General features: G+C 55.4%; 16 protein-coding genes. All 16 read right to left on the bottom strand.

All coding sequences use genetic code 11. From position 1 onward, the window contains the following. Positions 1-518: 518 nt before the first annotated feature. The 16 genes from HRQ63_RS01795 to HRQ63_RS01720 all read right to left on the bottom strand — a co-directional run bounded on the left by HRQ63_RS01795 (position 519) and on the right by HRQ63_RS01720 (position 20,885). Positions 519-1,085, bottom strand: coding sequence for a metallophosphoesterase family protein (locus HRQ63_RS01795; RefSeq protein ID WP_172238240.1), 567 nt, complete (start codon positions 1,083-1,085; stop codon positions 519-521). Further along, positions 1,082-1,957, bottom strand: a complete 876-nt coding sequence (locus HRQ63_RS01790; protein ID WP_172238237.1) for a (2Fe-2S)-binding protein — start codon at positions 1,955-1,957, stop codon at positions 1,082-1,084. The genes HRQ63_RS01795 and HRQ63_RS01790 overlap by 4 nt, the downstream gene beginning before the upstream one ends. A gap of 239 nt (positions 1,958-2,196) precedes the next feature. Further along, positions 2,197-2,964, bottom strand: coding sequence for a phosphate ABC transporter ATP-binding protein PstB (gene pstB, locus HRQ63_RS01785; protein WP_037288081.1), 768 nt, complete (start codon positions 2,962-2,964; stop codon positions 2,197-2,199). A gap of 13 nt (positions 2,965-2,977) precedes the next feature. Continuing rightward, positions 2,978-3,874 carry a phosphate ABC transporter permease PstA gene (gene pstA / locus HRQ63_RS01780; protein WP_037288078.1) on the bottom strand — a complete coding sequence of 299 codons (897 nt, stop codon included), beginning with the start codon at positions 3,872-3,874 and terminating at the stop codon, positions 2,978-2,980. Continuing rightward, positions 3,871-4,794 carry a phosphate ABC transporter permease subunit PstC gene (gene pstC, locus HRQ63_RS01775; RefSeq protein ID WP_172238234.1) on the bottom strand — a complete coding sequence of 308 codons (924 nt, stop codon included), beginning with the start codon at positions 4,792-4,794 and terminating at the stop codon, positions 3,871-3,873. Before pstC ends, pstA begins: the two co-directional genes overlap by 4 nt. Positions 4,795-4,877: 83 nt before the next feature. Next, on the bottom strand, positions 4,878-5,828 hold the full coding sequence (locus HRQ63_RS01770) for a phosphate ABC transporter substrate-binding protein (protein ID WP_172238231.1): 951 nt from the start codon (positions 5,826-5,828) through the stop codon (positions 4,878-4,880). Between the two features lie 492 nt (positions 5,829-6,320). Next, the gene (locus HRQ63_RS01765; protein WP_172238228.1) at positions 6,321-7,325 is read right to left on the bottom strand and encodes a glycoside hydrolase family 43 protein; all 1,005 of its coding nucleotides are present in this window, start codon (positions 7,323-7,325) and stop codon (positions 6,321-6,323) included. Positions 7,326-7,436: 111 nt separating this feature from the next. Further along, the gene (locus HRQ63_RS01760; protein WP_172238225.1) at positions 7,437-8,450 is read right to left on the bottom strand and encodes an endo-1,4-beta-xylanase; all 1,014 of its coding nucleotides are present in this window, start codon (positions 8,448-8,450) and stop codon (positions 7,437-7,439) included. 24 nt (positions 8,451-8,474) lie between these two features. Next, a complete protein-coding gene (locus HRQ63_RS01755; protein ID WP_172238222.1) occupies positions 8,475-9,380 on the bottom strand; it encodes a carbohydrate ABC transporter permease in 906 nt (301 codons plus the stop codon). A gap of 19 nt (positions 9,381-9,399) precedes the next feature. Next, positions 9,400-10,299 carry an ABC transporter permease gene (locus tag HRQ63_RS01750; protein ID WP_172240483.1) on the bottom strand — a complete coding sequence of 300 codons (900 nt, stop codon included), beginning with the start codon at positions 10,297-10,299 and terminating at the stop codon, positions 9,400-9,402. Positions 10,300-10,506: 207 nt separating this feature from the next. Continuing rightward, positions 10,507-12,156 (bottom strand): type 2 periplasmic-binding domain-containing protein, encoded by a 1,650-nt coding sequence (locus HRQ63_RS01745; RefSeq protein WP_172238219.1) that lies wholly within the window; start codon positions 12,154-12,156, stop codon positions 10,507-10,509. A 189-nt stretch (positions 12,157-12,345) separates the two neighbouring features. Continuing rightward, entirely contained in the window at positions 12,346-13,893 is a 1,548-nt protein-coding gene (locus HRQ63_RS01740) for a response regulator transcription factor (RefSeq protein WP_172238216.1), read from the bottom strand. A gap of 2 nt (positions 13,894-13,895) precedes the next feature. Then, positions 13,896-15,644, bottom strand: coding sequence for a sensor histidine kinase (locus HRQ63_RS01735; RefSeq protein WP_229714037.1), 1,749 nt, complete (start codon positions 15,642-15,644; stop codon positions 13,896-13,898). Between the two features lie 59 nt (positions 15,645-15,703). Next, positions 15,704-17,185 carry a response regulator gene (locus tag HRQ63_RS01730; RefSeq protein WP_172238210.1) on the bottom strand — a complete coding sequence of 494 codons (1,482 nt, stop codon included), beginning with the start codon at positions 17,183-17,185 and terminating at the stop codon, positions 15,704-15,706. A gap of 112 nt (positions 17,186-17,297) precedes the next feature. Beyond that, positions 17,298-18,674, bottom strand: coding sequence for an AraC family transcriptional regulator (locus HRQ63_RS01725; protein WP_172238207.1), 1,377 nt, complete (start codon positions 18,672-18,674; stop codon positions 17,298-17,300). 360 nt (positions 18,675-19,034) lie between these two features. After that, on the bottom strand, positions 19,035-20,885 hold the full coding sequence (locus HRQ63_RS01720; RefSeq protein WP_172238204.1) for a glycoside hydrolase family 35 protein: 1,851 nt from the start codon (positions 20,883-20,885) through the stop codon (positions 19,035-19,037). Between the last annotated feature and the right edge of the window lie 38 nt (positions 20,886-20,923).

The raw sequence follows: 20,923 nt of genomic DNA, 5'->3' as shown, positions 1-20,923 counted from the left end.
GGGTTAAAGTCCCATTATAAGCCACTCTGTTTATATGGTCAAAGGAGAGGGAGCGTGGTAGGCGCTGCGGGAGAAATTCCAAGCATATGCTCCCGAAGTGCATTTCTTCGAAATGCTTCACAAGGCGCTGTCTCGCGCAAAAAGCCTACGGCTTTCCGCGCTCAAAGGCGCCTTTCACTGAATTTCTCCCTCCGCTGGGCACGCTCGGAAAGGGGAAGGAAAGAAGGGCAGAAATTTCTTTAACTTGAGATGGCGTTTTGGAATTTGCGGAAAAGATAAATAACTTACGAGTAGGGATTCGTAAGCTGGTAGGTGTTTTTTAAAATTAGGGATCAGGTTCTATAAATGATCCAAATGCAGTGGCTTCGATTGCTTATTGCCTGTCCAAGCTTTAAATGTTTGATGTATTAATTCCCTTCTTCCTCCTACCCAGCCGAGAGCCGGTTTCGAACCGAAGCGCCTTTGCCCGGAAAGGACAACGAAGCGCAGGTCGAAACCGGCTCTCGGCGCCTCCCCGCTCACAGCTTCGAATCGTAATACCGATGTTCGCAGTCGATCCGGTCGTTATGCAAAGTCACGATTCCGAAAGAAAACCGGGCTTGGCGGCGTTTATCGGTCGGGGAACCGGGGTTGAACAGCGTGCGGGACAAAGTATCGCTTTCGTTGTTTTGCACGGATAAAAAAGGAATATGCGAATGTCCGAACACGATCAGGTCCGCTTGTTCATTTTCGAAAACGGCTCTGGCATTGTCGGCGGTGCTGCCGCGTCCCAGATGGCCGTGGGTCAAACCGATCCGACGGTCGCCGATCTCGACGATGCGATGGTAATCCCAACGGTCCACGATCTCGGGACCGTCGTTATTCCCGGCTACGCCTTCGACGGGCGCGTAAGCGGCAAGAAGGTCATAAACCTCCGTTCGGGTCCAATCGCCGGCGTGAAGAATCAGATCGGCGTTGGGCAATTCGGCGACAAGCGCGGGCGGCAAAGCTTTGGCCATGCGCGGCATATGGGTATCGGACACGACGACAATCGTAAGCGGCTCCGTCAAAGACGCGTATCGGCTCAAATTGATCTGGGCGGTCATTGCGCTTTCAACTTCTCTCTGCGTTCGGCCCGATCGTTTTCCGTCAGTTTCGGGCAGTTATAGCAGTATTCCGCTCCGGGCAGCGTATGGTATAAGCAGCAGCTTGGACGCATCTGGATCTGTTGGGACGGATCGGTCGGATGCTCGATATAGCGGAAGCGCAGATCGAACGGATTCTTTTTGCGGCCGAAAATTTCGGGATTCAACTGCTTAATTTGTTCGTAGGCGCGTTCCAGCCGTTCGCGGTGCGGAGCGAGCATCGGGCCGATTTCCGGATGGGTGCGCCACGTTTCCGCGAAGTAATTCAATCGTCCCGGAAGCTGCGCCCAGATCATGCCGACGGCAAGACCGGACACGGCCGCGAAATTTTCGAATAACGGTCGGCAGGTTTTTTCATAAAAAGACCGCAGCCCTTCTTCCGTCCAATTATCGCGGGCACTCGCGTCTTCAAGCGCCGGCTCGGCCGACCGATCCTCGATCACGATATGGAACGAATGGCCTCCGTTATCCAAAGCGAACAGCTGCGCGCTCAGGTTCCCGGCCGAAAAGTCCGGACGCAAACCTGCGACCGCCGGGAAATACAAGGAAGCATTCACCGTTCCGCTGAACCAACTGCAAAAATAGGTCACGGCCGCCTGAAGATCGGGCGCTTGCAAAACGTCGGCAAACGCACGAAGGAAAAGTCCGGCTCCTTCCGGCGTGGACAACTCGGCCAGCGTCGCCGAAGCCGCCGCATCCGGCTTCGGTTCGGCGCTCATGTAGAACTGGGGCTGAATCAAAGACAGATCGAAAACGACCGTGTTCGATTGAACGGATATTGGATCGGAATAAGGATCATTTGTGCTTTGCTGCGGTTTGGAAGCTTCGGACATGGGGTTCATCCTTTCCGTATCGGGAATGTTTCTCATTGGTTTATCGTACTTGATCGCGGGATGGAGTTCAACGAAAATCGTTAACCCGTTAAAAATTAAAAAAGGACTGTCGGGATAAAAGAAAAAAGACCGTTCTTCTTCGCTTCGAAGAGAACGGTCCAAACGCAAATCGTATGAATGATTTCAAGCCTGCGGCCGAAAGACGGACTCAGGAAGTCTCTTTCGGATCGTATGGCTTTTTAACCGAAGCGACCCATGATGTATTCCTGAGTCATTTGGTTCGAGGGATTCGAGAACAACTTCGTCGTCTCGTCGTGCTCAATCAGGTTGCCCAGATAGAAGTACGCGGTCGAATCGGATACGCGCGCAGCCTGCTGCATGTTGTGCGTCACGATCACGATGCGAAGTTCTTTTTTCAACTCGATGATCAGCTCTTCCACCTTGCCTGTCGATACCGGGTCAAGCGCGGATGCCGGCTCGTCGAGCAGCAGGATCTGAGGACTGACGGACAGTGCGCGCGCGATGCACAGACGCTGCTGCTGGCCGCCGGAGAGAGCCAAAGCCGATTCTTTCAAACGGTCTTTGACTTCATCCCATAGAGCTGCGCGGCGCAGACTCTGCTCAACGATCTCGTCCAACTGCTTTTTGCTCTTCGTCCCATGATATCTCGGTCCGAAAGCGATGTTTTCATAGATCGACTTGTAGAACGGGTTCGGACGCTGCCAAACCATGCCGATCTTTTGGCGAAGCGTGACCGCATCCGTTTCTTTATCGTTCAGATCCTGTCCGTCCATCCAGATCTTGCCGACGACTTTCGCGGACGCGATCTCGTCGTTCATCCGGTTCAGGGAACGCAGGAAAGTCGATTTCCCGCAGCCCGACGGTCCGATCAGAGCCGTTACGCTCTTCTCGGGGAATTCCATGTTGATTTTTTTAACAGCTTCGTTCGTTCCGTAGAACACGCTCAGTTCTTCCGTACCGAAGCGAGGTTGCGTACTGGTCTGCATAACGGAAGCCCTCCTAGTTCACTTGTTTGGAAGCGGTAATTTTGCGGTACACGACGCGTCCGAACCAACGTGCCACCAGGTTGAAGATCAGTACCATGATGACAAGCACGGCCGAAGCCCCTGCGGATACGTCCTTCGCATCCGGGATGCGTCCTTCGCTGTTGACCTTCCAGATGTGCACGGCAAGCGTCTCGGCCGAACGCATCGGGTTGATCGGGGAACGCGCATGGAACGGATTCCAGTCGGTAAAGTCCAGCGGCGGCGTCGTCATGCCGGACGTGAACAGCAGAGCTGCCGCTTCGCCGAAGACGCGACCTGCCGCCAGAATCGTGCCGGTGATCAAGCTCGGGAGCGCGACCGGAAGCAGGATCGACGTGATGATTTTCCACTTGGACAAACCGAGCGCAAGCCCGGCTTCCTTCTGCTCGCGAGGCACGGCGCGGAACGCTTGCTCCGTGATCCGAACCATCAGCGGCAGGTTGAAGATCGCGAGCGCGATCGCGCCGGACAGCAGCGAATAGCCGAATCCGAACGTGTTAACGAAGAGCAAGAGACCGAACAAACCGACGACGATCGACGGGAAGGACGATAATACTTCGACGACCAAACGGATAAAGCCGGTCAGTTTGTTTTCCTTCGCGTATTCCGCCATGTAGATCCCGCCGCCCAAGCCGAGCGGTACGGTAATGATCATGGTCAGTACAAGCAGGAAGAGCGAGTTGAACAACTGGGGACCGATACCGCCGCCCGCCTTGAAGTTTTGCGAAGGCGAAGTCAGGAAGTGCCAGTCGATATGCGAAATGCCTCGGATCAGGATAAAGCCCAGCAGGCCGCCCAGAATAGCGACGATCAGTACAGCAAAGAATATGATGACGCCCGTGGCGATTTTATCGGCAGTTTTTGCTTTCACAGCTTATTCCTCCTTTGGAGCAACCGTACGATGATGATGAACACGAAGGTCATGAAGAGCAGCATCAAAGCCATGCTCCAAAGGACGTTATTCTGAACCGATCCGGTCGAAGTATTCGTCATGTTCAACGTGATGACGCTGGTCAGCGTGGAAGCCGACGTCAACAGCGATGTCGGCAGGAACGGCGCGTTGCCGATGACCATCTGCACGGCGAGCGCTTCGCCGAAGGCGCGCGCGATACCGAGGATAATGCCTGTCCAAAGCGAAGGGGCCAAAGTCGGCAGCACGACGCGGTAGATGGTCTGCCAGCGTGTCGCCCCCAATGCATACGACGCCTCGCGCATGCCGCGCGGAAGCGAAGCCAATGCGTCTGCTGCGATACTCGTGATGGTTGGCAGGATCATGACGGACAACACGAGTGCCCCCGCAGCCACACCGTAACCGAGCGAGTCTCCGCCGGTCAAGGCCGAGATGAACGGAACGAGTACGGTCAGACCGATAAAGCCGTATACGACGGACGGAATGCCCGACAGCAGTTCGATAACCGGTTGCAGGATACGCTTGCCTTTGCCCGGAACGATCTCGGTCATGAACAATGCCGCGCAGATGCTGAGCGGTCCCGCGATCAGAGCCGCCAACATCGAGACGACGAACGAGCCGCCGATGAACGGCAGTGCGCCGAAGGACGGGTTATCGCCGTCCGGGCTCCAGTTTGTGCCGAACAAGAATTCGATCGGGCTGACTCCGTCCTTGAAGAATGTCGCCAATCCTTTCGAAGCTACAAAGTACACGATCGCCACGATGACGACGATCAGCATTAATACGCAAAGGTAAGTATAGATTTTGCCGATCATGTCCTCGCGACGATGCCTTGCGAAGCCGCGGGGTTTGTTGTCGGCGGCAGCCTTATTATTTTCCATAAGTGGATACCCTCTCCATTCCTTGGTAAACGCGCAAATAGAGGCGGAGATACCGCCTCTTTTTTGCCGGTGCGTCGAATCGATTACTGAATCACTTTACCTTCAGCATCGCGCTTAACTTCCATGCTCGATACCGGAATGTAACCCAGTTCGGTTACGTCGGCATTTTGTACTTCTTCCGTCATGAAGTAGTCCAGGAATGCTTTCGTCGCGCCGTCAGGCTCGCCCTTTGTGTACATGTGCTCGTAAGCCCAGATCGGGTAGTCGCCGCTTTGTACGTTTTCTTCCTTAGGCTCTACGCCGTCGTAAGACAGAGCCGTAACCGTATCGTCCAAGTACGAGAACGCCAGGTAGCCTACAGCGCCTTTTGTATCCGCAACGATTTGTTTAACCGTACCCGAGGAATCCTGCTCGATTGCGCCCGGTACGTTTTCAACTTTTTCGCCAAGTGCGTATTTTTCGAAAGTAGCGCGCGTACCCGAGCTGCTCGGACGGTTAACGATCGTGATCTTTTGATCCGCGCCGCCGACTTCGCTCCAGTTCGTTACGGTACCCTTAAATATATCCAGCAATTGTTGCTTGGTCAGGTTCGTTACGCCTGCGTCTTTGTTAACGACAGTTGCCATTGCGACAACCGCTACTTGATGGTCAACCAGTTCGGCTGCTTTGTCGGCATCCAGCTTCTCTTCCGCGAATACGTCGGAGTTGCCGATGTTCGCCGCGCCTTCGGATACTTGAGTCAGACCAGTACCGCTGCCGCCGCCTTGTACTTGAACGACAACGTCCGGGTTATTCGCCATGAATTCTTGTCCCACTTGATCAACGAGCGGTTGCAGGGCTGTCGATCCAACTGCCAGGATTTCTCCCGATACGCTTGCTTCAGCCGGTTGCTCGGTAGCTGCCGGAGTCGTAGTTGTTCCCGTAGCTGCCGGCTCCGTAGTTGCTGCCGTGCTGCCGGAGTTGCCGCCGCAAGCGGTAAGCGCGAGCATTGCGGAAAGTGTTAAAGTGCCGAATAACGTTTTTTTCGATTTCATGTCTGGTTTGACCCTCCTAGTGGATTCATACGATTGCGGGCGTCTTCTCTCTGTCCGAGTTGTCCGCGCCGCTTTACAGTACCCATTGTAGGATTCGAAAATCAACGGAAAACACTTGTTTTGTAAAACGAATGTAAAATATTCCGGAATACGTTTAAAAAGCGGCTAAATTGTTTGTGGCGGAGAGCATGCGGAAAAACGCCCGGGGGAATCGGGCGTTCCGGTGCTTCGGGGAGTCCTATTCGTAAAATCAAATCAAAGGCTGCGGGAAAAATTCGTTTTAGACGCTGTCTCGCGCAGAAAGCCGCAGGCTTTTCGCGCTCAAAGGCGTCTTAAACTGAATTTTTCCCTTCGCTGCTTCGCTTTGATCGGAATAGGAGTTTGCCCGGCGCGCAGAACGTCCGGATAACCGGGCGTTTTTTCGGGGAGGGTTGTATAAAAAGATATAAATGCGAATAAAGAATGATTGTTGCGCGATGATCCTCCGTCAGGTTAGGCTTCCGCTTTGATAGCGGATTGATGTGGGTAAGGGTCAATCGTTCGGATGGTGCCGTCTTTGTTGTGATGCAACTCGGTGTATTTCACGCAGCGCTTGTGGTTGATGCCTTCGGACAAGGAGCTGTCGTGGTAGAACAGGTACCATTTGCCGTCGAACTCGACGATGGAATGGTGGGTGGTCCATCCGATTACGGGAGTCAGGATGACGCCTTTGTATACGAAAGGGCCTTGAGGGTTTTCGCTTACGGCATAGACGATTTGGTGAGTGGTGCCGGTGGAATAGGATAAATAGTAGAGACCGTTATATTTATGGACCCAAGGGCCTTCGAAATAGCGGCGTTCTTCGTCGCCTGCGGTAATCGGATTGCCGTTTTCGTCGATGACGGCAATTTGGCGCGGATGTTCCGCAAAAGACAGCATGTCTTCGCTCAGCTTGGCCGTGTACGGTCCGATTGCCGGTTGGTCGGTCCCCGGCCCTTCCGTTCGATGAGCCTCGTAGGTTCCGCTTTGCCACTTTTCCAACTGGCCGCCCCATAATCCTCCGAAATACAGATACGCTTCCCCGTCATCGTCAACGAATACGGCCGGGTCGATGCTGAAGCTGCCCGGAATGTAGTTCGGCTCCGCCCGGAACGGACCGGACGGCGACGAAGACGTCGCGACCCCGATGCGAAAAACGTGTTCATGGTCGCGGGCCGGGAAAAACAAATAATACTTCCCGTTTTTGAAAGCGGCGTCGGGCGCCCACATCTGCGAAGATGCCCACGGCACGTCCCGCACATGCAGCGCTTCGCCGTGATCGATCGCTTCCGATCCGATCCCGTCCATCGACAGCACGCGATAATCTTCCATCCGGTACTGGTCGCCGTTATCGTTGCTCGGACCGTCATGATCCAGATCGTGCGAAGGATAAATGTACAGCTTGCCGTCGAATACGTGCGCGGAAGGGTCCGCGGTGTAGATATGAGTGACGATAGGCTCGTTGAACTTGGTTTGCATGTCTTGTCTCCTTTGCCGGACGAATTTGAAACGCGTCTTTTTACGAAAACGGCGCTGCGAGCATTTCTTCGGTCCCGGTCCGACGTCCGGATCGAATGCGGACTCCGACCGTTATCCTTTGCTGCCGGCGGAATGTTCGACGATGCGCCAAAAAGCAGGTTTGGGCTTCAACTCCCGGTCGAACGGCAGCGGCCAATTGAGGCGCCCTCGCACCGGAAAATTGTCCAGCCACGTATGACTGTCGGCGGCTCCCCAGAAAGTCACGGAATCGATGACCGACCGATAGTCGCGGAACAAGCGGAAAATGTCGTCGTAACGCTGCGCGAGCAGGTTCTGCATTTCTTCCGTCGGCGCCGGCAGATCGCTTCGGCGATCGTCGAACGCAAAAGCCGAAATGTCCAGTTCCGTAATATGCAGCCGCACGCCGAGCGAGGCATACAGCTCGATCGCTTCGCGAATCTCGCCGATCGACGGACCATGCAGATTCCAATGGCCTTGCATGCCGATGCCGTGCACCGGTGCCCCCGCGTCGAGCAGCGAACGCACCAGCCGATAAATTTTGTCGCGCTTGACCGGATCGGTCTCGTTGTAGTCGTTGTAAAAAAGCGAGGCCGACGGATCGGCCTTGTGCGCGATCCGGAACGCTTGCTCCAAATAGTCCTCGCCGACGGTACTCAGCCATTTCGTGTCGCGCAGATACGACTCTTTCTTGTCTTCGACGGCTTCGTTCACGACGTCCCAAGCATGAATCCTGCCGCGGTAACGTCCCATCACCGCGTAGGCATGGCTTTCCAGGCGTTCAAGCACGAGTCCTCTCGAAGCGGGCGCTCCGTTTTCGTCTTCGAACACCCAATCGGGCGTTTGATTATGCCAGACGAGCGTATGCCCCCGAACCGCCATGCCGTTTTGCTCCGCGAACTTCACGATTTCGTCGGCCGCATCGAAGTCGTACCTCTGCTCTTCGGGATGAATCTCTTCGAACTTCATCTGGTTCTCGGCAGTCAGGCTGTTGTAGTGGGCAGCGATAAATTCGCGTTCCCGGCGGATCGAACGCGTGCCGACCGCGGCGCCTATATTAAATATACCCCGATATGCCCCGTATAGGGACGGCGTTTTGGTGTCCATCCTGCATTCTCCTTATTCTTTGGCTTATTCTTTCACGCTGCCCAACTGCAAGCCGTGCACGAAGTACTTTTGCAAAAACGGATAGACCATCAGGATCGGCAGCGAAGCGACGATGGTGATCGCGGCCCGGATCGAGACGGGCGTGACCATGTTTTGCGCGGCGGCCGAAGGATCGGCTCCGCTGGAGCCCGCCACGCTGCTGTTCAAGTTCATCGAAGACGACAGCAGCTTCATCAATTCGAATTGCAGCGTGCTCAATTCCTGTTTCGACGAAGCGTACAGGAACGTATCGAACCAGGAGTTCCATTGGCCGACGGCGACGAACAACGCGACCGTGGCCAGCACGGGCTGGCAAAGCGGCAGAATGATCGAAATGAACGTTCGGAAGTCGCCGGCCCCGTCGATCTTGGCGGATTCGATCAGGCCTTCCGGCAGCGTCTGGATGTACGTTCGGATGACGATCATGTTAAACGCGCTGACCAACCCCGGTATGATATACACGAGGAAATTGTTCAACAGGTGCAAATCCTTCATCAGGAAATACGTCGGAATCAGGCCTGCGCTGAAATACATCGTCAGCACGACCAGAATGGTGATCGGCTTGCGCAGCACGTAATCTTTTCGGCTGAGCGTGTACGCGAGCATCGAAGTCAGGAACAGGCTCAGCACCGTCGCGATCACCGTCCGCGCGACGGATATCCAGAACGCGTTCAGGATATGCCCGTTCGCGAACACGGCTTTGTAATTCTGATCGGTCCAGATGCGGGGCCACAGATAAATGCCGCCCCGGATTGTGTCGTTGCCCGCGTTCAGCGATACCGCGAAGGTATTCAAAAACGGATACAGCGTGATAACCGCGATCGCGATCATCAGCAGACCGTTCAGCGTATGAAAAATAACCGGCTCCAGCCGCATTCTTTTCGTGTTCATGAACTTCTCCCCTTCCTCCCTAAATCAACCGATCTTCGCCGAGCCGCTTGGCAATGGAGTTGGCGGCAAAAATCAACGTGATGCTGACGATCGTTTTGAAAATGCCGGCGGCGGTGGCTAGCGAGTAGTTGCCGATTTGCAGGCCGTATTTCAAGACGAAGATGTCGATCGTCTGCGACCAGTCCACGACGACGCCGTTACCCAGCAAGTATTGGACCTCGAAGCCGGCTTCCAGCACCCAACCCATATTCATGATCAGCAGGATCACGACGATCGATTTGATGCCCGGCAGCGTGATGTACAGCATTTTTTGATACCGGTTCGCCCCGTCGATCTCTGCCGCTTCGTACTGCGAAGGGTCGATCGACGTGATCGCGGCCAAATAAATGATCGCGTTCCAGCCCAGCTCTTTCCAAACGTGCGAAGCGCCGACGATGCCCCAGAAGTATTCCGGGATGCTGAGCCACATGATCGGTTCGCTGATGATGCCCAGCTTGAGCAGCAGGATATTGATGATGCCTCCGTCCACGGACAGGGAGCTGGCCACGATACCCGTTACGATGATCCAGGACAGAAAGTGCGGCAGATAAGAAACGGTTTGAATCGTGCGTTTGAAAAAGCGGCCTTTGATCTCGTTGAGCAGCAGCGCGAACAAGATGGCCGTCACGAAGCCGAGGATCATATTGATCAAACTCATGGCGATCGTGTTGCGCAGCACGCGCAGGAACGCTTCGTCGGTGAACAGGAACGCGAAGTGCTTGAAGCCGACCCAGTTTTGCTCCGAAAGAGCTTTGGCCGGACTGTAGTCCTGGAAGGCCATCGTCCACCCCCAAATCGGGTAGTACGAAAAAATCAGAATGTAAATCACGATCGGCAGCGACATGAACAGCAGCTGCTTTTGACTCCGAAGTTTTTTCATTAACGAAGATTTAGGCAGATCCGCCGATGCGGATTTGCGTGAGATGGCTTTGGCCACTGTGCTCTCCCCCTAACCGGCCCTGCGGCCCGAATGGCGCGAAGAACCGGGGAAACGGCAACCGTTCCCCCGACTTTCGACGCCGCTTTTATCAACATCTGGTCTCCGTCGGATATCAGGCGATGCCCGACGTCGAAGCGAGACGGGCGGTCATTCCGCGGCCCAGTTCTCGATTCTCCACTGAATTTGCTCGTTGATGCGGTCTTCGTAAGCTTTGACGTTGATCTTGCCGAAGGCTTGGACATAATCGTTCCAGACGGAATCGAACTTGCCGTCCGCCGCCATGACGGCTTGCGGCAGGAACTTCAGCGAAGTATCGGTCATCTGCTTGTTGGCGACCGAAGCGTCGGAACCTTCGACCAGGTCGATCTGCCAAGCCGGGTAGTAGACTTCGTTTTCCGGCGCGGGCGAGAAGAAATCGCTCCATGTTTTGAAGCCGTAAGCGTCGAGCAGCTTTTTATCTTCGTCTTTCAAGCTGGCATAGAATTCTTCCGGTTGATCGCCGGGACCGGTGGCGTTGCCGTCCGTGAAGGTACCCTGCGTTTTCGGGGCGGCGCCGTAGAAACCGTCCGCGCGGTTCGCCAGTTTCCAGCTCGGATCTTCCTGCTCTTTGCGCTGTTCAGGCGTACGGTAGAAGCGGCCTTTTTCGTCGACCATGTAGTCGGTGCCTTCTTCGCCCCAGCTCAGCAGCTTTTGGTATTTTTCGTCCAGCAGCGAGTCGAGGAACTTGATGATCTTCACGGGATCTTTGGCGTTCTTGCTGATGCCGAAGCCGTTGTTCAAGTTGATGACCGGGCGATCCAGGTAATGGTCCTTGGTCGCCGTATCGAACACGAGCGGGAAGCCGACGTACGTGCGGTCGATTTTCCCTTGGGAAATCAACGTGTCTTCGGCCGGCTGGAAGTTCCACTTTTGGTCGAACATCCCGAGCACGCGTCCCGACGACAGCTTGGCCAAGTATTGGTCATAGTTCTGAACGAAAGCTTCTTTGTCGAACAGTCCTTCATTGAACAGCGTGTTCAGTTCTTTGTAATACTGCTTGGACATGTCCTTGTCGGCGAAGACGGTCGCCACGCCGTCGTCGACCACGACGCCTCCGTCGTTCGGATGTCCCGTCAGATGTTCCGGCGGGTTAAGCAGCGGGAAGGTACGCCAGTCGGAAGCGAGCGTGCTGAATCCGATGGTCGGCTGCCCGTCGATCGTCGGATTTTTTGCCGCGTAATCGCGAATCAGCTTGGTGAAATCGTCCAGCGTTTTCGGCGTCGGATATCCCGCGTCTGCCAGCACCGCTTTTTGAATCCAGAATGCCGGTCCGTTGTACGCGTTGCTGCTGAACTCGCCGGAATAAGCGCCGTAGTTCGGCAGCCAGTAGATATGGCCGTCGCTGGAATCCTTCATGCGGTTCCAATATTTCTCGTAGTGCTTTTTAAGGTTCGGAGCGTGTTCTTCGATCAGGTCTTCCAGCGGGATGACCGCTCCGGCCGCGACCAGTTTCGTATCGGCCGTGATCAGATCGGGATATTCGCCGCCCGCGATCATGACGCCGAGCTTCTGCTGCAAATCGCCGACCAGGAATTCCATGTTCAGCTTGACGCCGAGCTCGTCTTGAATCTTTTTGTAAATCCGGTTGTCTTCCGTCGGCGCCTGGTTCGGCGTGCTGATGAACGCGGAAATCGTCAGCGTTTCCGTGCCGTCTTCCGCCGTGGTCGCATCGCCGCCTCCGCATGCGCTCAATGCCAACGCCGCAGCCAGCACGAGCGATGCCGCGCCCCATGCCTTTTTCGTTTTATAAACCCCCATCGGTTGACCTCCTTGGAAATGTGATCATCCTTGCACCTTTATTATGATTGCATGTATACGCTTACAAAATGGCTGGATTCAAGCTTCTTCCCCCCATGATTTAAGGATCTCATCATGAACTTTATATTTAAAACGCCCCCTTTATCCGTTAGGAAGGGGACGTTGGTTAAACGCATGGATGGAAGAAAGTCAACGTGCTGAGACTGCGGTCCGATAAGCGGTCGGCTTGACTCCCGTTTTTTTTTCAAACTGCTTCAGAAAATGTCGATAGTCCTTGTATCCAAGCCGCTCGGCAATTGCGCAGAAGGTCAGCTCGCTGCTTTCAAGGAGCCGGCAAGCTTCTTCGATGCGCAATCGGTGCACGAATTCGGAGATCCCTACGCCGTATCTGCGAGTAAAGGATTGGCCCAAATAAGCGGGATGCACGTAAAAGCGCTCGGCCAGCTCCTGTATGGTGAACGTATCCGTATAGTTGCTTCGAAGAAAATGGGCGACCTGCCCTTGTACCCCGCCACCCTTGCACTCGCGGATCAGCAGAACTTCTTTCCGGCAGCTCAGGCAAAAGCGTTCCAAATGCCGCTGCGTTTGATCTATCGTAGGCAGCGGCGGCGCATTTCCGCAAAAAGGCGAGCTGCGGATCAAAGATTCGGGATCGCCGCCCAGCTCTTTCAGAACCGAAGCGCAGGCCAGCACAACCTGTTCCGCAAATACCAGCACCAGCTTCGGGTCCAGCCGCCGCTGCTTGAAATTCGCGAAAATCGAAACCAGGCTCTCGCGAACCTCGTTTTCGCTTCCTTTTTCCGTCGATCCGGCAATCCGTTCGGCCGTACCGAGCGGCGGCGCTTCGCATGAAAGCTCCATGCCTATCGTTCGTTCATAAAAACCGAGCTGCGATCCGTCAAAAAAAGAAAATCGGGCTGCTCTCTCGGCGCTGTCCAAAGACAGATGCAGTTGTTCGGGCTTCATGACGCTCCGGCCGACCGCCAAACGAACCTGTTCTTGGGATTCCGTCGGCAGATGAACAAGCAGCTGCTCGATGAATCGGCGGATTTCGGCGGCGGCGTTATGGCTTTCCGCGGAGCCGATCACGACTCCGCAGCTGCCGCTTTCGATCCATTTCAAAAAAAACCCCGCCTGTTCTTGAGATTCGATCATGCCGATCGCTTCGCGCACCGCCGGCAGCATCCGGGATTCGGCAGTGATCTTGACCCAGCACCAACTTGAGAAGTTTTGCGACAACCGTTCCAGTACGGCTTCTTGATTTTGGCGTTGTTCGCCTTTTCCGAATAACGCGGCCTCCAGTGCCTGCTGCTCCAAGAGCGCTTCCGCCCGACGCGCCATGCAAGCTTTCAGCGTCCGTTCTTTCAACTCCCGGCTGAGTTTTTCCAACATTTCTTCCGCTTCTTCTTCGATCAACGGTTTGGTCAAATAATTGGATACGCCCAGATGCATCGCGCGCAGCGCGTAATCGAAATCCCCGAAGCCGCTCGCAATGACGAATAAGGTAGAAAGATTGCCGCCGCTTCGCGCTTCTTCGATCAATCGCAGGCCGTCCATGCCGGGCATCCGAATATCCGTTACCACCAAATCCGGCGGGTCGCTGCATATGCGCCCGATGGCCTCTTCCCCGTTCTCGTAAGTTCCTCCGATTCGAAACCCGTATTTTTCCCAATCGATCAGCAATTTGAGACCTTCAATCGCAAAAGGCTCATCATCAATCAGCAATACTTCGTACATGGTTACGCCTCCTTGTCCCACGCATACAGATTCCGATCGTCGGCGTGCAGCCAAAAAGAAGGAATCGTGAACCCGACCTCCGTCCCTTTCCCTTCCTCGCTGCGCAGTCGAAGCCGAACATCCCGGCGGTAAAACAACTCCAGACGCCGATGCACATTCCTCAGGCCTACGCTGCCGCCTCCGAGCGACGACTCCGAATCCATGAACGCTTCGACTTCGCGCAGCCTGGATTCATTCATCCCGATCCCGTTGTCACGCACGGAAAGTTCGAGCCCTTCTCCGGTCATCCGAACGGTGATTCCGATTTTCCGTTCGTCTTTGCGCGCTTGCAGCCCATGCTTGCACGCATTCTCGACCAGCGGCTGAATGCTCATGCGCGGAATCCGCAGCTGCATCGCGGCAGGCTCGACTTCGAACCGATAATCGAAACGATCCCCGAAACGGAACTTCTCGATCTCCAGATACATCCGCGTAAACTTCAATTCTTCCTCTAACGCAACGCGATCGTCCGGCCTGCCGAGAAGTTGGCGCATAAGCAGGGACAGGTTTTTGACGATTTCGGTGACTTCGAGATAACCGTTTTTGGCGCACACGATCATCACGGCATTCAGCGTATTGAACAGGAAATGGGGATTCACCTGGCTTTGCAGCATCGCAAGCTCGGTCCGCACCCGGTCCAGTTCGAGATTTTTTTGCCGGATTTCCAGCTTATAGACGTCGTCGATCAGCGAGCGGATCCGTTCGGCCATTACGTTGAACGCGCGAATCAAGCCGCCGATTTCGTCTTTGCCTTCGGGGATGACGATCGGATCGAAGCGCTGATCGCCGACTTTTTCCATATGCCGATACAGATGCTTGACCCGGGTGTGATAAGAACGGAAGATAAAAAAAATAAGCAGCGACGGCACGATGGTACTGATGATGCCCAGCCATAATATCGAACGCATCGATTCCAGCCGAAGACCGTCGATATAATGCGTATCCGCGATGCCGACCACTTTCCATCCCTGCACGTAACCGAGATTGCCGAGCGGCTGCTCCAAGGCAAAGCCGGAAGCCTCTTCTTCCGGCGTGAACGCAGGATTGTCGTAAAGCACGCCTTCCCCGTCCCTTCCGCCTATGCCGTCCGCCGCCACTTTGTTCCGATCGTCGACCAGCCGAAGCTTCACGCTGCGCTCCCGATTCAAAATTGCCGATATCCGGCCCAGATCGAGATCAACTCGCGAATATTTGGAGTACGTCGAAAAAGACGAATAAACATCCATCCTCCCGATCACGCTGATTCGGCGCCGCGGATCATGCGTTTCCTCATCCATGTACGCGGCGACCGCGATCGCCGAAGAGTCTGTTCCCAACGATTCTATCCACTCGGGCGTTTTTTCTCCGTCGTCGATTACCCCGTAGTTCGAGCCGTTTTGAATACTTGCGTTTTCGGTATACACGCGGACTTCGAAAATATTCGCCGACATATAACGCGTCAGTTTGTCTCTCAGCGACTCGTCGTAAACGGCATAATACTCCGAAGGCGAAGCATAAGTCCGGTCCAAAGCTTGGTACAGCGAGTCGTCGGCGGCAATCGAACGGCTGAGCGCGACGCTTTCGTCGATCATGCCGATCAGCTCGCCGCGCGCGCGTTCGAGGGAACGCCCGAGATTTTCCTGCTCGCGCGTTTGAATATCGGATAATGTCCGAAAGTAAAAAAACAGATTGATCGTCATGATCGGCAGCAGTACGCAGAGCAGATAAATCAACAGAAACTTTCGTTTAAGAGGTATATCGTTGAGTCTGGGTATCAAAGATCGGCGACGTTTCACGAAACCGTCACCTGCTCCCTGATCCGATAGGCCGAAGGCAGTTCGTCCGTCGCCGCTTTGAATTTCGCGCTGAAATACTCGGTATCGTGATAGCCCAGCCGTTCGGCGATTTCGGAAATTTTCATGTCGGTTCGCCGCAGCAGCCGCTGTGCTTCCTCCGCGCGCAGCCGATGGACATAGTCATTGAAGCAGCAGCCCGTCTCTTTTTTGAAAGCTTGACCCAGATAGACCGGACTCATCCCAAGCTTCTGGGCCAATTCGCGCAGCTGCAGTTTGTCGCGATAATGTTCGTTGACGTGCGCGATCGCGGCCCGAAGCGGATGCTCGGGAATCTCCGCCTTTGCCGCCAGCGACTCCGCGATCCGCTCGGCCTCGATCCTGCATCGGAGCTTCAGCTCTTTTTCTGCGGAAATACGCGACCGGGCAGATACTGCCGAAATTTCGGTAGCATGCGGCCGAATGTCCGACAACCTGTCCAGAATATGACGGATCAGCGAGTCGATCCAGCCCGAAGGCACTTCTTTTTGGGCGAACAGCTTGAACAATTCGGAAACCGATTGCTCGGCTGCCGACGGTCGGCCGGATTCGATATGCGTCAATATGTTTTGAGCGGCTGTCAGCATCTCCGTGTAGCTGCCTTCTTTTTGTGTGCGTCGAAACAAGTAGGACTGCTCCCTCGCGGCCATCGCCCGAGCATGCAGTAAAGGAACGGCTCCGTACCCCTGCACGCCGGCGCCGCTATACAGGGACAAGTCCGACATATGCCCTTCCGACCGTACCGAAGCGCTGAGCCAAGCGGGCGTTGAACAAGCGGCCATCAGCCCGGCTCGGCTCGGCGCGTCATCGAACGCCCAGGCTTTTACCCCTTTTGCCTGCAAACGTTCCGCTGCCCGTTCAAGAACAGCCCGCGCGGACGGTCCGTTTTCCTGCCGTTTTTCCAGCCCGGGTTCAGCCAACAGCATGCAGAGCGGCCGGTTGTCGGGACCGAGCAGCATCTCCGCTTCCTTGACGGCGGCCGGCTCGCCCCGAAGCAATCCCGATATGCAGGACTGCACGGCTGCGCCGCGCAGTTCGGCACTTGAGCGTCGCGTTTCCATAACGGAATCCAGCGGCGCTCTCAGTTCTTGGAGCAGCTCATGAATCTCTTCGGACACGATCGGTTTCAATACGTAACGGTCTACGCCGAAACGCAGCGCCTGACGGGCATAATCGAACTCCGCATAGCCGCTGACGATAACGCTTTTCATGTCCAGGCCGCGCCGCTCCTGAAGCACTCGGATCAGATCGAGCCCGCTCAGTCCCGGCATGCGAATATCGGTCAGCAGCAAATCCGGCCCGATTCGTTCGACCAGTTCCAGCGCTTCGTCGCCGTCCGAAGCCGCCCCGCACAATTCGTAACCGAATTTGTTCCAGTCGATGATCGTTTTCCAACCTTCCAGCATCAACGGTTCGTCGTCCGCCACGATGACTTTGTACACGGCCATTCCTCCCGCCTGCCTATTTGTTCCAGTATGTCATCGCAAGGAAGAACGAACAATGTACGCATCTACGCTTTATTGGACAATTCTACGCCGAATTGTAAGCGTATTCTTAAAAGGTATAGGCAAGCATTTTATTCCGGTACGCGACCGGGCTGATTCCGATGACCGACTTGAAGCAGCGGCTGAAGTAAGCCTGATCAGAATACCCGACCTGACGGGCCACCTGATGCACCTTGATCGGCGTTCCTTTAAGCAATGTGCAAGCTCGATCGATACGAATCCGCGTTAAGTGCCAGGTAAACGAATGCCCGGTCTCCGCCGTGAACAATCCGCTCAAATAATTGGGCGATATGTGCAGCCGCTCAGCGAGCATCTTCAACGTCAATCCCGGCTCGGCATATTCCGATTCGATCGCCAGCAGCGCCAATCGAACGGTACGGTTGGTAAATTCGAAGTCGGGGAGCGATTCGAACGCTTCGTCCAGGCCGAGTCCGCGCAGACTTTGGCGGTATAATCCCTTCAATTCGCCCGGCGATACGGCCACGCCGCCGATTCCCAGCTTCACCGTCTCGCCCAGTCTGCGCTCAAGCAGCCTGCGGCAGTCGGCAGCGTATTCTTCCAAAGGCGGTACGCTATAACCGTTCATGAACAATACGGCGGTCAAACGCTGTTCGCCCGTTGCCACCGCCGGAATTCCGTGTTCGGACAAAGCGTCGTCGAGCAATATTTTAGCCAGAAAACGGTCCGGCTTGGCCCAAAAGCTTCGGTCCGGCACCATGATCGTGAATAAACCCACCCAGTTGAAGGGCGGCAGCAGCGTACGCTCGCTCCATGAACCGTCCGTTTCCGGGCCGCTCAAAAAATCCTGGATCTTCTTTTCCAAAGCGTAACGCTCGCGCAGACGCCGGGCGGATTCCGTCCCGCGCCCGTCAGGCGCGCTAGGCTTGCTGACCTCTTCGGGCAGCGAAAACGCATATTGGGACAGCTCCAGCAGAAGCTTGAGCACCGAGGCCCGAACCGCGAATGATTCGTCCGCTTCTGCTTCGGTCTGCTCGCTGCATAAAAGCGCCAACTGTTCGAGTTCGGGCTTCAGCTTGACGGTTAATTCGGCGTTATCGGCAAAAAGCGTGCTGCCGAGCGCCGCGAATCGTTCGTACATCACGGCGTCTTCGATATCGAAATGCATGCAAAAATAGGACATGGACGCACAGCGCCCGATCCGGCTTTCGTGCATGCAATCGGGCGCGAGCAGCAGCAATTCGCCCGCCTCCTGCACGTAACGCTGCTCTCCGATGCTCATGAGCTGTTGGCCTTCCATCACGTAATTAAGTTCGAACAAGGCATGGTTATGCGCGGGATACGACCAGCCGGTCGATACTTCGCGCCAATGGGTGCCGCACATTTGAAAAGAAAATCTGAGGTCCGGCAGGGCGTACTGGTCGAGATTGAACTCTCTTCCGCCTCCGGCTTCGGATGTCCAGGACATGATTTCGGGCTCCTTTCTTGGCTATGGGGAAAAGCCTGTCTTCTTTATGAAAGACAGGCTCGGGTTTTCGGGAAAGTTGCTTCGGCGGGGGGAAGCGAGAAGACTGCGAGAGAAATTGCCAGCATAGGCTTCCGAAGTGCATTTCTTCGAAATGCTTCCGGTCGCGTGTTGAAATCGGGAAAAAGGATTGAATTTTATTGGAATTTTCCCGATTTCAAAGGCGAACGCTAACGCTCCTTCACTGAATTTCTCTCTCCGTCTTCTCGCTTCCAGCTACGTTGGAGTTTCTTGAAACATCGAGCCTGTCTTTCTGCCGAAAGACAGGCTGCTGCTTTAATTTTTAATAAGATCTTTTATTCTCTAGCCCAAGTCCGGTACATCCGTCAATTCGACGAAAGGAGCTGGAGTGCCGGAATCGGCCGTGCTGCCGAAGCCGTGCAGTTCGAAAACGATGATCTCGTTTTCGCCGCTGCGGAGCAGAGGGGCCGGGACGTAGAGGGTTTTAGTCGGGCCGGCCTGCCAGTAGCGGCCGAGCAAGAATCCGTTGATCCAGACGACGCCTTTGCCCCAGCCGTCGGTGCGGATGAAGGTGTCGGCCGTGTCGTCAGCGTTGAATGTTCCGCGGTAAAAGGCAGGTTGTGCATCGGAGGTTTCTCCCCAGCCTTCCGCCGAGTATTCGTCGCCGGTTCTGGTTTTCGATCGGTGCTCTGCCGGCTGTCCTTCTTGTGCTAAAGGAGCAAATTCCAAAGACGACAGATCGCTCAGCGGCAGCGGGCGGATTTCCCAGTCGTGCAGGAATTGGTTGCCGACGCGGATGCCTTCGGTAATGCCTTTGCGGTCGCGCATCAGCGGACCGTAATTGATGCGGCCCATGTTTTCGACCAGAATATCGAGACGGACGCGGGTTTCGGCCGGCACGTTCAGCTTGATGCCCGGCTGCGGTTCCCAGCGGTTGACCAGGCCGATCTGCCGGCCGTCCGCGAATACCAATGCCCGGTCGCGCACTTCTTGCAGGATCAGATTGCCGCCGTGATGCTCGTCTCCGATCGTTGTCGTGTACATGATGAAGCCGTAAGCTTGTCCGACTTTTTCCATCGGTTCCGGGCACACGCTTCGAATCGCTCCGCCGGACAGCGCATCGGCGCTTTCGAACAGGGCCGCCGATTGGGTCAGCTCCACGCGTCCGTACGCTTTTTTCGGCAAAGGAGCCGGCAGCTCGGGCGGCGTCAAGCCGAGACGTTCGCCAAGCAGCTTGCGCACGGCGAAATAAGTCTCGGTCGGTTCCCCGTCCTCGCTCAAGATCGCGTTGTAGTCGTAGCTGTTGACCGTAGGCTCGTAGTAGTTCACGTGGTTGGCTCCGTTCATGAAGCCGAAGTTCGTGCCGCCGTGGAACATATAGAAATTGAACGACGCTTCCAGCTCCAGCATCTGTTCAAGCTCCGTCACGATTTCCGAAGACGGGCGCGTGTTGTGCGGTGCCAACCAACGGTCGAACCAGCCGTCCCAGAATTCCATGACCATCAACGGGCCTTCCGGCTGATGCTTGCGCAAAATCTCGAAGGCTTGCCGCGTTCTCGAACCGAAGTTGACCGTCGCCAGTATGCCTTCGACCGATCCGGCGCGAAGCATGGCCGTCTCCGGACCGTCGGACGTGAATAACAGCACGTCGATGCCGCGGCGAATCATCCCGTCACGCAAATATTCCAGATACGCGTGATCCGCGCCGTAGCTTCCGTATTCGTTTTCGATCTGCATGGCGATGATCGGGCCGCCGTTCGTCGACAGCAGCGGAACGAGCCTCGGCAGCAGCTCGTCGAAGTAAGCGTCTACCTTTTCCAAAAAGGCGGGATCGGAAACGCGCAGGCGGATATCGCCGTTTTCCAGCAGCCAGGCCGGCAGTCCGCCGAATTCCCATTCCGCGCAAATATACGGACTCGGACGAACGATGACATGCAGACCGAGCGATCCGGCCAACTTGACGAACGCTTCCAGATCGGCGATGCCGTCGAACACGAACGTGCCTTCTTTCGGCTCGTGCACGTTCCAAGCGACATACGTCTCGACTGTATTAAAACCGACCGCCATCAGTTTGCGCAGGCGATCTTCCCAATATTCAGGCACGACACGGAAATAATGGATAGCGCCGGAGCGTAAAGTAATCGGTTCGTTTTCGTAATAAAAGTGATTGCCTCGCGTTTCGAATACAGGCATGAGCGACCTCCCGTTTGAGCGGATAGATTTGTTGGAAC

The organism is Saccharibacillus endophyticus (assembly GCF_013185185.1).
GTDB classification, from domain to species: Bacteria; Bacillota; Bacilli; order Paenibacillales; family Paenibacillaceae; genus Saccharibacillus; species Saccharibacillus endophyticus.
The sequence above is the reverse complement of the archived record's forward strand: the minus strand, read 5'-3'. Positions and strand labels throughout refer to the sequence as shown.

Coding starts and splice junctions, on each gene's coding strand:
- HRQ63_RS01795 (WP_172238240.1), bottom strand. CDS start 1,085: ATGACCGCCCAGATCAATTTGAGCCGATACGCGTCTTTGACGGAGCCG.
- HRQ63_RS01790 (WP_172238237.1), bottom strand. CDS start 1,957: ATGTCCGAAGCTTCCAAACCGCAGCAAAGCACAAATGATCCTTATTCC.
- pstB (WP_037288081.1), bottom strand. CDS start 2,964: ATGCAGACCAGTACGCAACCTCGCTTCGGTACGGAAGAACTGAGCGTG.
- pstC (WP_172238234.1), bottom strand. CDS start 4,794: ATGGAAAATAATAAGGCTGCCGCCGACAACAAACCCCGCGGCTTCGCA.
- HRQ63_RS01770 (WP_172238231.1), bottom strand. CDS start 5,828: ATGAAATCGAAAAAAACGTTATTCGGCACTTTAACACTTTCCGCAATG.
- HRQ63_RS01765 (WP_172238228.1), bottom strand. CDS start 7,325: ATGCAAACCAAGTTCAACGAGCCTATCGTCACTCATATCTACACCGCG.
- HRQ63_RS01760 (WP_172238225.1), bottom strand. CDS start 8,450: ATGGACACCAAAACGCCGTCCCTATACGGGGCATATCGGGGTATATTT.
- HRQ63_RS01755 (WP_172238222.1), bottom strand. CDS start 9,380: ATGAACACGAAAAGAATGCGGCTGGAGCCGGTTATTTTTCATACGCTG.
- HRQ63_RS01750 (WP_172240483.1), bottom strand. CDS start 10,299: ATGAAAAAACTTCGGAGTCAAAAGCAGCTGCTGTTCATGTCGCTGCCG.
- HRQ63_RS01745 (WP_172238219.1), bottom strand. CDS start 12,156: ATGGGGGTTTATAAAACGAAAAAGGCATGGGGCGCGGCATCGCTCGTG.
- HRQ63_RS01740 (WP_172238216.1), bottom strand. CDS start 13,893: ATGTACGAAGTATTGCTGATTGATGATGAGCCTTTTGCGATTGAAGGT.
- HRQ63_RS01725 (WP_172238207.1), bottom strand. CDS start 18,674: ATGTCCTGGACATCCGAAGCCGGAGGCGGAAGAGAGTTCAATCTCGAC.
- HRQ63_RS01720 (WP_172238204.1), bottom strand. CDS start 20,885: ATGCCTGTATTCGAAACGCGAGGCAATCACTTTTATTACGAAAACGAA.